General features: G+C 64.5%; 6 protein-coding genes and 4 pseudogenes. 6 read left to right on the top strand and 4 right to left on the bottom strand.

The features are described from left to right. Nucleotides 1–7 precede the first annotated feature (7 nt). Nucleotides 8–1,000 (top strand): annotated as a pseudogene (locus ABIF91_RS31705) (IS256 family transposase); the annotation flags it as partial. A gap of 74 nt (nucleotides 1,001–1,074) precedes the next feature. Here ABIF91_RS31705 and ABIF91_RS31700 read toward each other — a convergent pair. Further along, nucleotides 1,075–1,749 (bottom strand): annotated as a pseudogene (locus ABIF91_RS31700) (transposase); the annotation flags it as partial. A 241-nt stretch (nucleotides 1,750–1,990) separates the two neighbouring features. Then, nucleotides 1,991–2,435: pseudogene (locus ABIF91_RS31695) on the bottom strand (hypothetical protein). Nucleotides 2,436–2,741: 306 nt separating this feature from the next. Between ABIF91_RS31695 and ABIF91_RS31690 the strand changes: the two are divergent. The 3 genes and pseudogenes from ABIF91_RS31690 to ABIF91_RS31680 all read left to right on the top strand — a co-directional run bounded on the left by ABIF91_RS31690 (nucleotide 2,742) and on the right by ABIF91_RS31680 (nucleotide 6,934). Continuing rightward, nucleotides 2,742–3,020 carry a hypothetical protein gene (locus ABIF91_RS31690; protein ID WP_028182383.1) on the top strand — a complete coding sequence of 93 codons (279 nt, stop codon included), beginning with the start codon at nucleotides 2,742–2,744 and terminating at the stop codon, nucleotides 3,018–3,020. A gap of 977 nt (nucleotides 3,021–3,997) precedes the next feature. Then, nucleotides 3,998–4,938: pseudogene (locus tag ABIF91_RS31685) on the top strand (IS110 family transposase). Nucleotides 4,939–5,119: 181 nt separating this feature from the next. Further along, a complete protein-coding gene (locus ABIF91_RS31680) occupies nucleotides 5,120–6,934 on the top strand; it encodes an alkaline phosphatase family protein (RefSeq protein ID WP_424579582.1) in 1,815 nt (604 codons plus the stop codon). 55 nt (nucleotides 6,935–6,989) lie between these two features. Here ABIF91_RS31680 and ABIF91_RS31675 read toward each other — a convergent pair whose 3' ends face one another. Further along, nucleotides 6,990–7,574, bottom strand: a complete 585-nt coding sequence (locus ABIF91_RS31675; protein ID WP_028178626.1) for a hypothetical protein — start codon at nucleotides 7,572–7,574, stop codon at nucleotides 6,990–6,992. 393 nt (nucleotides 7,575–7,967) lie between these two features. Between ABIF91_RS31675 and ABIF91_RS31670 the strand changes: the two genes are divergently transcribed. Beyond that, nucleotides 7,968–8,627, top strand: a complete 660-nt coding sequence (locus ABIF91_RS31670) for a peroxiredoxin (RefSeq protein ID WP_028178625.1) — start codon at nucleotides 7,968–7,970, stop codon at nucleotides 8,625–8,627. 154 nt (nucleotides 8,628–8,781) lie between these two features. Here ABIF91_RS31670 and ABIF91_RS31665 read toward each other — a convergent pair whose 3' ends face one another. Beyond that, nucleotides 8,782–10,506, bottom strand: a complete 1,725-nt coding sequence (locus tag ABIF91_RS31665; RefSeq protein WP_028178624.1) for a methyl-accepting chemotaxis protein — start codon at nucleotides 10,504–10,506, stop codon at nucleotides 8,782–8,784. Nucleotides 10,507–10,694: 188 nt separating this feature from the next. Here ABIF91_RS31665 and ABIF91_RS31660 point away from each other — a divergent pair, with 188 nt between their 5' ends. Further along, a complete protein-coding gene (locus ABIF91_RS31660; RefSeq protein WP_424579833.1) occupies nucleotides 10,695–12,068 on the top strand; it encodes a cryptochrome/photolyase family protein in 1,374 nt (457 codons plus the stop codon). The last annotated feature ends 14 nt before the right edge of the window (nucleotides 12,069–12,082 follow it).

The following is a 12,082-nucleotide window of genomic DNA, read 5'->3' as shown; positions in this document are numbered from 1 at the left end:
GCTCGACGACGGCGAGATCGAGATCGAGGTGCCGCGCGACCGCGCCGGCACGTTCGAACCGGTGATCGTCGCGAAGGGCCAGACCCGCTTCGACGGCTTCGACGAGAAGATCATCAGTCTCTACGGGCGGGGCATGACGGTACGGGAGATCCAGGGCCATCTGGCCGAGCTCTACGGCACCGAGGTGTCCCCCGATCTGATCAGCAAGGTCACCGACGCGATTCTCGACGAGGTCCGCGAATGGCAGAGCCGGCCGCTGGAAGCGATCTATCCGGTGGTCTTCTTCGACGCGCTCAGGGTCAAGATTCGCGATGAGGGGATGGTCAAGAACAAGGCAGTCTACGTCGTGCTGGGCATCACTGCATCGGGCGAGAAAGACGTGCTCGGGCTTTGGATCGAGCAAACCGAAGGCGCCAAATTCTGGCTCAAGGTCATGAACGATCTGAGGAACCGCGGCGTCGCCGACATCCTGATCGCCGTCGTCGACGGTCTGAAGGGCTTTCCCGAGGCGATCAACAGCGTCTTTCCCAAGGCGATGGTCCAGACCTGCATCGTGCATTTGATCCGCAACAGCCTATCCTTCGTGTCCTGGAAGGATCGCAAGGCGATCCTTCCCTCGATCAAGGCGATCTATCATGCCGAGAATGCCGACGCCGCTCTGCTCAGGCTCGAGGACTTCGAAGCCGAGTGGGGCAAGCGCTATCCCGCGATCGGGGCGGCCTGGCGCCGGGCGTGGGAGCACGTCATTCCGTTCTTCGCCTTCGCGCCGGAGATACGCAAAATGATCTATACCACCAACACGGTCGAGGCGCTGAACCGTTCGCTGCGCAAGATCATCAAAACACGCGGCAGCTTCCCCAACGACGAGGCGGCGATGAAGCTGCTTTACCTCGCCATCAGAAATGCCGGCATCCATTGGCGACGACCGGTTGCATGGACGGCCGCAATGGGCCAGTTTGCCATCCAGTTCGGCGAGCGCTTTGCAGGCTCAGCGGACTGACCCCATGGGGTCAGTCCGCTGACCCCGCAAACCCCTCACAGAGACGCTCTTACACAAAACTTCTGACACTCCCGTTCGCGCCAGCTCTGCGCGCTCTCGCGCACGCCGACCTGGAAGCCGATCAGCTCCTTCTTGCCTTCCGGCGTGGTGCCAATCAGCACCAGCATGCATTCGCTGTGATCTTCCATGCGGGCCTGCAGGTACACGCCATCGGCCCAGATGTAGACATAGCGACGCGCCGACAGATCGCGTCTCTGCCAGCGTTCGTACTCGACCTGCCAATCGGCCTTCAGGCCGGCGATCACCGAAGGCGACAGGTTCGGCGCATCCTTGCCGAGCAGCGCCGAGAGCGCCTCCTGGAAGTCGCCGGTCGAGATGCCGCGCAAATAGAGGACCGGGATCAAGGCATCCAGGCTCTTCGTCCGCCGCGCCCATAGCGGCAGGATTGCCGAACTGAAGCGGAGGCGGTCGCCTGGCCCGCTCGCTCCGCGGTCGCGGACCTTGGGACGAGCGACCTCCACCGGACCGATGCCGGTCGCAATCTCGCGCACCGGACCGTGCCCATGTCGGACCAGGCGCGCTCGACCGTCGGGCAGCGTCAGATTGGCCGTGCTGGCCAGAAACGCGCCAACCTCGATCTCGATCGCCCTGGCAAGCAGGTCCCGCGCGCCGGCACGAACGATATCGGTCAGTGGATCATCAACCGCGGACGGCTGACGGAAAGCAAGAACATTGGTAGTCTCGGTCATGGCGTATCGCTCTCCTCGAGAGGTTCTGGCAGGCTCGTCACCCGCCTCGATACGCCGCCTTCCTCACACCGTCATCACCCAGATTCCGCCATAGCTCAAATACCCTCTCCCCAGCCCTCTCCCGCAAGCGGGAGAGGGAGTGCCCTCCCGTTGTAGCGATCAAACTGATCTCATCACGCGCTAGCGCAAAGCGTGAAGCGGCTTTCCGAGAAGATCATCCGTCGAATGCCAACCAAGCCCTTCAGTAGCAGCGCATGATGTTGACGGTGTGCTCGCTCCCGCCGCGGCCGGGCACTGTCACCTGCTCCGTCGGGCAGCTCGGCACATAGGGCCGGTTGGACGGCACGACGTTCGGCGGATAGCGATGCGTCCAGTCCCAGGGAACATCATAGGTGTAGGTATAACGCACGTCGCTGGAGAGTGGCTGGGCGGCATCAACAAAGGGTTGGCTGTAGCCAGCGCCATCATACGAAGCCGCCGCCGCCCGGCCAATAGACCCACGGAGCGCTGCGGCGATGGAACCGGGCGCCCGGCGCGATCGGCGGACGGGCTCCAACCGGCGGCACGGTGGCAACGACGCCAGGCGCCGCGGCGACAGCGGGTCCGGCAGAGCCGTCACTTGCAGTCAGGAGCAGCGCGGCTGCGCTGAGCGAGGCGAACAGCGCCCCATGTGATCTGGCAATCATGATACGCACCACACTCGTTTAGCTTCGCGATAGCGGCTCCCCGCAAGAGGCTAGGCCGGGCTGCCGCCCACCCGCAAACATATATTTAACTATTGGTTAAGGCACGCGATTAGCGGGGAACATGGTGCGGCAGAACGCCCGGGATTCGCATCTGCACTTCAGCCACTTCGTTCCGCGGCAGGCGCATCATAACCAGTTGATCGGAGGTGACCGCCCCCGGCCCATGCATCCGGAACGCTCCCGCATTGCAACCGTTGGCCCACACACAAGCAAAGTTGGACCACACACAAGCAAGGAACATCTCCAATGCAGAAGTCAAAACTTCTCGGCCTGATCACGGCATCGCTGGTCGCGGGCACTGCGGCCGCCTCGGCGCAGGGCTACGACTGGAACAGACCGTCCGCGGGCTGGGACCGCACTGCGCCCGCCTACGAACCGGTTCAGCCGCGCGCATACTATCCGGACGTTGCCGGGCCGTATGGCGCACTCAACGGCACCAATCATCCAACTCCAAGTTCGACGCAGGGTGATGTCGGCCCTGGCGGGAATAACAACGGCACGCTGACCGGCAGATATCGCTGGTAAGGCTGCTTGACGTGAGGCCCACCGTCCACAACGGACGGTGGGCCTTCGTGCGTCAGCGACCCTGCTGCTAGCGCAGCCGATCGCACCGGGGCGAATCTCCGGGCACAATCCGTTGCGTTGCCCGTCGGGCAAAACACCCAAACCGTCGGTCAAGACGCCTCGCCGAAAATATTCCGCTTTACCGAAATTCGGAAACGGCGTATGTGTCGCCGCAACCCGGCCCAAGGAAGAGGGGCGTATCGCGATCGTCACGAACGCGGGCCGGGCGGCGGTGGACGCAGATGGCGTTGGCGCGAGCGGGCTTGCAGGGCGGGAGACCGTGAGCAAGGTCGTCGCGCATACGACCGGTGCCATCAGCGTACGGCAAAATCGTGTGGTCCTGGCGCCCGGGGTCTGTGCGCCAAGTCTTGCGGTGATGTGCGCTGCCCGACCGGGCACGCGCATCAGCCATCTGCAAGGCGACGGGGGCAATAGTGCATCGCTCCCCGGGGAGATCACGACATAAGCCGTTCCAACCACTGCGCAGGGAAGGCCGGGATGTCTCCGGTTGCCCTGTTACCCGCTGTGCATCGAAGCGCACGCAGTTTGCGTCTGGCATGGCGGTCCACGGGAGCCAACCGGCTCCCGGCCTTCCCTGCGCCCTCTTTCATCGGGGGGTGAGACAACCAAGCAAAGCTCGGGCGAGATGAGCCGCGAGGATGCGATCCCATGTCAGTCATTCAACGACGAGGTCGTGCCCCGGATGCAGCGCAGCGCGAAGCGGTGCGTTGCAGAGCCGGGGCCCATCCATCAGCGCGTTGCGGAGCCTGCTGGGTCCCTGTGTCTTGGAAGTCTGTCAAGATGAGGTGGGCGGGAAGCCGTTGGGTCCTTGGCGCTTGACGCCGTGAGCCGGCTCGGTCTCCCGCCCGTTCCATCTATCAACCTGAACAGTTGCACGAGGCTGCAGCAACAGACCTCGCATCACAGGGACAGGCACCGTGATCATACCCGCTCGTTGCGTCGGAATCGACGTCTCTAAACAATATCTCGATATCTTCGATGCCGGCTTAGGCGTGCCGGAGCGCATCGCCAACGCGACGCAGGCCATTACACAGATCGTGGCGCGTTGGCGATGCGATGTGCTGGTGGTCTTCGAGGCGACGGGGGTGTACGACCTCGCGCTTCGCGAGGCGCTAAGCCAGGCCGGCATCCGCTTCGCCCGGATCAACCCGGCCCGAGCCCGCGACTTTGCGCGCGCCAGCGGCCAACTCGCCAAAACCGACCCGATTGACCGCGGATGCTGGCCACCTTTGCGCAGGCCATGCAGCCGGCCACCGAGCCGGCCGCCAACCCGGCCCGCAACGCCTTGGCCAGGCTTGCAAAACGGCGGGATCAACTGGTTCTCATGCGCGCCCAGGAGAAGAACCGGCGCAGCGAGGCCGACGACCGCGCCATCGCCGATCGGATCGGCCGTCTCATCGAGGTCCTCGACAGCGAGATCGTCCAGATCGAGGCTGACATCAAGGCGCTGATCAAGACTGAGCCGGAGATCTCGGATGATGCGCAGTTGATGCGCTCACTGCCCGGCGTGGGCCCCGTGGCCTGCATGCAACTCATCGCGCAGATGCCCGAACTCGGGAAGGTCGGACCGAAACAGGTCGCGGCGCTGGCAGGCCTGGCTCCCTTCAACGTCGACAGCGGCGCCTTCCGTGGCAAGCGCAAGATCGCCGGCGGCCGAAAGCGCGTTCGCGATGCCCTCTACATGGCTGCGCTGAACGCGGTTCGCCGAGCCGAGCCGTTCAAGTCCTTCTACGCCCGACTGCGACAGGCCGGAAAACCAGCCAAGCTCGCCCTCATCGCTGTCGCCAGGAAGATGTTGACCGTCCTCAACGCCATGATGCGCGATAGGAAGCCATACCTGCAGACCAACCCAACATAACAGTTGCCGGCTCTGCGCAGCAACGTTTCACGTTGCAGCGCGTCCGGGACACGAGAGTGACGAGGCCCCCATTCCCAGCCCTTGCAGCGGCAACGGGCCTTGTAACAAGACTGTCATCTAGCGAAACTAAACGAAGCTCCGAGAGCTGCGGCCACGCCGCCTTCACCGCTAGGAGATCCTGATGCGCCGTTCACTGGTGTTGCTGTCCGCCGGCCTGACCGTGCTGCCCACCGGACTGGCCTCTGCCCAGAACAACACGCCCCGCAACCTGATCCTGTTCATTCCCGATGGTCTGCGTGCGCTCAAGGTCACGCCGGAAACCGCGCCTGCGATGGCCGAAGTCCGCGACAAGGGCGTCAACTTCAAGAACCCGCATTCGCTCTTCCCGACCTTCACGATGGCCAACGGCTCGGCGATGTCGACAGGTCATTATCTCGGCGACACCGGCGTGTTCTCCAACACGATCTGGACCAACTACACCTCCGCACCCGCCGGCGACACCGTCGTCCCCTTCATCGAGAACGACGCCGTGCTCGGCGACATCGACGAGCATTTCAAGGGCGACTACCTCAACGAGGAGACCATCCTGAAGATGGCTCGCGACAAGGGGCTGAGCACCGCGGCAATCGGCAAGGTCGGCCCGACCTACCAGTTCGACCACACCGACAAGCCTGAAAAGCCCGGCCAGCATTCGATCGTGTTCGACGATTCCACCGGCGGCAAGAACGGTGTCGCATTGTCCGACGAGGTGAAGGACGCCTTGACCAAGGCCGGCCTGCCCCTCGCCACGCCGCCGCGCGGCGACAACTCCAAGGCGGGCGATGCCAAGACGCCGGGCACTACGGTCGCCAACGTCGCGCAGCAGGCCTATTTCGCCGACGTCGCCACCAAGGTGGTGCTGCCGATGTTCAAGGCGCGCAACAAGCCGTTCGTACTGGTGTTCTGGTCGCGCGATCCTGACGGCAGCCAGCACAATACCGGCGACAGCCTCAACCAGATCATGCCCGGGATCAACGGGCCGACCTCGATGGCCGGCATCAAGAACGCCGACACCAACCTCGCCCAGCTCCGGAAGGCGCTCGACGAGCTCGGGCTCGCGGCCTCGACCAACATCATCGTCTCCGCAGATCACGGCTTCTCGACCATCTCCAAGGAGAGCAAGTCCAGCTCCTCGGCCAAGGTCAGCTATGACGACACGCTATTCCTGGCGCTCGACCTGCCGCTGTTCGACCCCAACGACAAGAACGCGAAGGTCGAAGGCAACAAGCATCCCAGGGCGGGCAACGGTGTGCTCGGCAAGGATCCGGAGAAGCCCGATCTCGTCGTCGCCACCAATGGCGGCTCCGACCTGATCTATCTGCCGAACAAGGACAAGAAGCTGGCGGCGAAGACGATCAAGGCACTGCTCGAACAGGATTACGTGTCCGGCCTGTTCGTCGAGGACTCGCTCGGCCGCTTCCCCGGCACGCTGCCGCTGTCGAGCATCAACCTGCGCGGCAAGGCGGCGACGCCGACGCCCTCGATCGTCGTCAACTTCCGCTCCTATGCCAGCGATTGCGGCGAGGCGCCGACCAACTGCTCGGTGCAGGTCGCCGATACCGTGCTGCGCCAGGGCCAGGGCATGCATGGCAGCTTCAGCCGCGGCGACACCATGAATTTCATGGCCGCGATCGGTCCGGACTTCAAGGCGGGCTATGTCGACGAGATTCCGGTCAGCAATGCCGACGTCGGCATGACGGCTGCCCGGCTGATGGGCCTGCGCGGCTCGCAGAACGGCGGCCTGATCGGCCGCGTGATGTCGGAAGCCATGCCCAACGGCATCGTGCCGAAGGCTTTTGTCGGCACGCTGAAGTCGAAGCCCGCCGAGGGCGGCCTGATGACGGTGCTGAACTTCCAGCGCGTCGGCAACCAGCGCTATTTCGATGCCGCCGGCTTCCCTGGCCGCACGCTCGGGCTCGAGCCTGAGGCCGGCAAACAAAAAACGGCGGGGAAATGACCCCGCCGTTCCCTCGCGTCCTCGAGTGACGCACAAATCTTACATACCCGGTTTCTTACATCCCGATGTCGAACACGTTCGGCAACTGGCCCGCCAGAGGCAGCGCGGTGGCGCCGACGAAGGTCGCCACCATTGCCATCAGGCGACGGTTGTTCTGGCGCTTGCCGCGCATCTGGCCGGCGATCCACTCCAGCATCTCGCTGTTGACCTTGGCGGCATAGGACGGCGCCCAGCTCTCGATCTCGGTGTCGGCCGACAGCGCCACGCTCCGCGGCGGCACCTTCAGGCCCGAGGCGCTCGCCGCGTAATGGGCAACCGCCTTGGCAAGCAGGTCGTCGAACCGGCCGCCATCGGTGCGCTCGGTCGCGGCCTCATTGATCTCGAACAGACGTTCGGCTTCAGCGCGGCTGACCGGCTGGTCGTTGACGGCGGTCGCGGTCAGGATGCGCACGCACCAGGCGGTGTCATCGGCATCGAGCGAGCGGGAGAAGTGGACGCGGCCCTTGGTGGTCGGGCCTTCGCCCGTGATCACGCCGTCCCGCACGATGGAGAGTGCATGAGCCGCGGTATCGCGGCAGGACGGTTCGAGGGACGGCGACTCAACAGACTTCTCAGCGGACTTAGGCGCAGCGGCAGACATAGTTCACTTCCAGACTTCTTCTGATCGGCCAGCATTTTCATGCCGGCGTAAAGGGGTGGTTAACGATTCGATACGGGGATCGCGACTTTTCGAGATGGTTGCCAATTGGTCGCTGTCAGGACCATTTTGGTTCCAGGACGCGCCGGGCGAGCGTGATGGAAGTCATAAAAGGCATTATCGGGGCGAGCGAGACCGTGTGACCCCGGATGGGGATGTTTCGCCGCAGGTGCCGCTGTAACAATAAGTTGCTAGGAAATCGGCCCTTGAAGCAAGGAATTCACATTTTACTTGAGCCGGTTCAGTTGGCGTTCACTTGGCCTTGTAAGGGCCCTATACTGAGGATGACGGCCAGAGAAGAATCTTCCAGTAAATTCAATGCGATGAGGTAAAATCATGACACTTCCGATCGGCGCTACCGCACCCGACTTCGAAGCCGAGACCACCGAAGGGAAGATCAAGTTCCATGACTGGATCGGCAACAGCTGGGCGCTCTTGTTTTCGCACCCCAAGGACTTCACGCCGGTGTGCACCACCGAGCTTGGCGCGCTCGCCAAGCTGAAGCCGGAATTCGACAAGCGCGGCGTCAAGCTGATGGGGCTTTCCGTCGATCCCGTCGACAACCATGCCAAATGGTCGGAAGACATCAAGGAGACCCAGGGCGCCGCGCCGAACTACCCGATGATCGGCGACACCGATTTCAACGTCTCCAAGCTCTACGGCATGCTGCCGGCCTCGACCTCTGGCGATCCCCTCACCCGCACGCCGGCCGACAACCAGACCGTCCGCAATGTCTTCATCATCGGCCCGGACAAGAAGATCAAGCTGGTGCTGGTCTATCCGATGACCACGGGCCGGAACTTCCAGGAGATCCTGCGCGTCATCGACTCGCTCCAGCTCACTGCCAAGCACCGCGTGGCGACCCCGGCCGACTGGACCCAGGGCGATGACGTCATCATCGCGGGCTCGGTCTCCAACGACGAGGCCAAGACGATCTACCCGCAGGGCTGGAAGGAGCCGAAGCCTTACCTGCGCATCGTGCCGCAGCCGAAGTGACTTTTGGCGGTCGCGCATAGCGACCGCAAGAAGTCATCCCGGGCGATGCGTCAGCATCGAACCCGGGATCTCGAGATTCCCTGGTGCGCAATTGCGCACCGGATTCGGCTCTGCGAGCCGCCCCGGAATGACGCCGTGAGTCTTGAGCTCAGTTCTACGCCGTCCGCACGCGGTCGAGGAAACCGTCGACCTCTGCCTTCAGATGCAGGCTCTCGCCGGACAGCGCCTGGGCCGAGGCAAACATCCGGCTCGAGGTCTCGCCCGTCTCGCTGGCACCCTTGGCGGCGTGCCGGACGTTGACGGCGACCTCGGCCGTGCCTGAGACCGCCGCGCGAACGCTCGCCACGATGTTGTGGGTTGCGCTTTTCTGCTGCTCGACCGCAGCCGAGATCGAGCCGGCAATACCGCTGATGCGCTCGATGGTCTCGCTTATCGCCTTGATGGCAACGACCGATTCCTCGGTCGCAAGCTGCATGCTCTCGATCTGGTTCGATATCTCGTCGGTCGCTTTCGCGGTCTGACCGGCCAGCGTCTTGACCTCCTGGGCCACCACCGCAAAGCCGCGGCCGGCATCGCCAGCGCGAGCGGCCTCGATGGTGGCGTTCAGCGCCAGCAGGTTGGTCTGCTCGGCGATCGAGGTGATCAGCTTGACGACGTCGCCGATGCGCGTGCCGGCCTCCGAGAGCTGCGCAATGCGCTGGTCGGTCGCCTCTGCCTGCCGCACCGCGTCGGCGGAAATCTGGTTCGATTCCTGCACCCGGCGGGTGATCTCGGAGATGGATTGAGACAGCTCCTCGGAAGCCGATGCCGCCGAACGCACATGCTCGGAGGCGGTTTCGGACGCTCCGGCCGATTGCGCCGACAGATCGGCCGTGGCACGCGCGGCGTCGGTGAGTTGTCGCGCGGCGCGCTCGAACTCGCCGGACGATGCGAGCACCTTGTCGAGAATGCCGCCGACGCTGCCGCGGAACTCCTCGACGAAGCTGCGCAGCTCCGCCTTGCGTTGCTCGGCCGCGGCAGTCGCTGCCGCCGCCTGTTCGCTGCGCAGGCGCGCCCGCTCCTGCGAATTGCTCTTGAACACCGCAACCGTGCGGGCGATCTCGCCGATCTCGTCGGCACGGTCCTCGCATTCGATCGCGACGTCGCTCTGGCCCTCGGCAAGCGCGGTGAGCGAGCGCGTGACCGAGGTGAGCGGCCGGGTGATCCGGCGGACGACCAGCAGGGTCAGAGCCAGCACCAGAAGCGCGGCAAGCCCGGCGGCCGCCGCCATGCTCTCGATGGCCTGGGCCAGCATGTTCTCGTACTGGATCATCGGGATGCCGACATAGAGAATGCCGGCGACCTTGCCGGTCAAGTCCAAGATCGGGAAATAGGCGGTCATGAACGTCTTGCCGAACAGCGTGGCCGGCCCCTTATAGGCTTCGCCACGGCGCAGCGCGGCCTGCCCCGGATGATCGGCGGCAAGCTGGGTGCCGACGGCGCGGTCGCCGTTTTCCTTCTTCACATTCGTGGAGCGGCGGACGAACTGGCCGCTCGCCGCGTCGAACACGAACAGGGTCGCATTGCCGCCGACATAGGACACCGCGCGATCGACGATGGCATGGTCCTTGATGTCGGGCATCTTGGGGATCTCCGCGCGCACGACCGCGCCGTCCTGGACCGTGATCTTGGCCTCGGGAACGGTCTCCGCGAACGCCAGCGCCAGCGTGCGCAGGCTGACGTCGATGTCGCGGAGCGCGCGATCATTGAAGGCGGAGGTCAGCGACCAATAGCCGGCGCCGACCACGAGCCCCGTATTCATCGCGATCAGCAGCACGGCGCACAGGACAGCCTTGGTGCCCAGCTTGAACTGCGGCAGGAACTTCGAAGCTTTGAACATGGATGGAATGGCCCCAGTAATTCCTGCATAATCGTGCAATAGGCTTACGACGACATTAACGACCATAATACCGCTGCAGGCGGCATGCCTTTCCAAATCGTAAACGAGGACACCCCCTGACCGCGCCAAACGTGCCGCCCATCATTGTCTGGTTTCGTGACGATCTCCGCCTTTCCGACCACCCCGCCCTGCACGCCGCCGCGAAGACCGGAGCGCCGGTGGTCTGCCTCTATGTGCTCGATGAGACGACCGGGCGGGCACCGGGTGGCGCGGCGCGCTGGTGGCTGGCGCAGTCGCTGCGGGCGCTCGGGGTCGAGATTGCCGAGCGCGGGGGATCACTGGTCCTGCGCAGGGGACCGGCCGCCAGGGTCATCCCCGAGGTGGTGCGCGAGAGCGGCGCCCGCGCCGTCTACTGGAACGGGATCGCCCAGGCGCCGCATCAGTCGGTTGAGCGAGCGCTCGAAACGGCGCTGGCAAAGCTCGGAACAGACTCGCAAAATTGTCCCGGCGATTTGCTCGTCCCACCCTCGGCGATCCGCAACAAGGACGGCCGGGGCCTGCGCGTGTTCACACCATTCTGGCGGCGCGTGCTGTCGCTCGGCGATCCGCCAAAGCCGCTGCCCGCACCGAAGGCGCTGCACCCTGCACCAAGGATCGCCGGCGATCGTCTGGAGAGCTGGAAACTCGAGCCGGCCAAGCCCGATTGGGCGGGTGGCCTGCGCGAGGCATGGGGTCCCGGCGAGGCCGCAGCACGAGGCCGCCTCCGCGACTTCCTCAAGCGCACCGCACGCGTCTATGCCGGCGACCGCGACCGCCCGGACCGGGAGGGCACCTCGCGGCTCTCGCCGCATTTGAGGTTCGGCGAGCTCAGCCCTCGCCAGGTCTGGCACGCCGCGCGGTTCGCCGCGGCCGAAGATCCGGCGCTCGGGCCGGGCATCGAGAAATTCCTGAGTGAGCTCGGCTGGCGCGAATTCTGCCGCCATCTCCTCCACGACCATCCCGACCTCGCCACCGCAAACTTGCAAACCAACTTCGATGGCTTCCCCTGGACGCGCGATGACAAGGCGCTCGCTGCCTGGCAGCGCGGGCACACCGGCTATCCGATCGTCGATGCCGGTCTGCGTGAGCTCTGGCACACCGGGGTGATGCACAACCGGGTCCGGATGGTGGTCGCCTCCTTCCTGGTCAAGCACCTGCTGATCGACTGGCGCGAGGGGGAAGCCTGGTTCTGGGACACGCTGGTCGATGCGGACCCCGCCAGCAATCCCGCCAATTGGCAATGGGTCGCCGGCTGCGGTGCAGACGCAGCGCCCTATTTCCGCGTGTTCAATCCGGTGCTCCAGGGCGACAAGTTCGATCCGGATGGCGCCTACGTTCGGCGCTGGGTGCCGGAACTGAAGAACCTGCCGGCCAAGCTGATCCACCAGCCCTGGCAGGCAACGCCGATCGAGCTTGCGAGCGCGGGCATCACGCTCGGCAAGACCTATCCGCAGCCGATCATCGATCATGCCAGGGGGCGCGAGCGTGCGCTCGCCGCCTACGCAAAGATCCGCAGAGGTTGAGCGATGCTTTGACA

This window comes from Bradyrhizobium sp. USDA 241 (assembly GCF_049739505.1).
GTDB lineage: Bacteria > Pseudomonadota > Alphaproteobacteria > Rhizobiales > Xanthobacteraceae > Bradyrhizobium > Bradyrhizobium liaoningense.
Note: the sequence above shows the minus strand (reverse complement) of the source record. Positions and strands in the feature narration are given on the sequence as shown.

Coding starts and splice junctions, on each gene's coding strand:
- ABIF91_RS31690 (WP_028182383.1), top strand. CDS start 2,742: ATGCAGAAGTCAAAACTTCTCGGCCTGATCACGGCATCGCTGGTCGCG.
- ABIF91_RS31680 (WP_424579582.1), top strand. CDS start 5,120: ATGCGCCGTTCACTGGTGTTGCTGTCCGCCGGCCTGACCGTGCTGCCC.
- ABIF91_RS31675 (WP_028178626.1), bottom strand. CDS start 7,574: ATGTCTGCCGCTGCGCCTAAGTCCGCTGAGAAGTCTGTTGAGTCGCCG.
- ABIF91_RS31670 (WP_028178625.1), top strand. CDS start 7,968: ATGACACTTCCGATCGGCGCTACCGCACCCGACTTCGAAGCCGAGACC.
- ABIF91_RS31665 (WP_028178624.1), bottom strand. CDS start 10,506: ATGTTCAAAGCTTCGAAGTTCCTGCCGCAGTTCAAGCTGGGCACCAAG.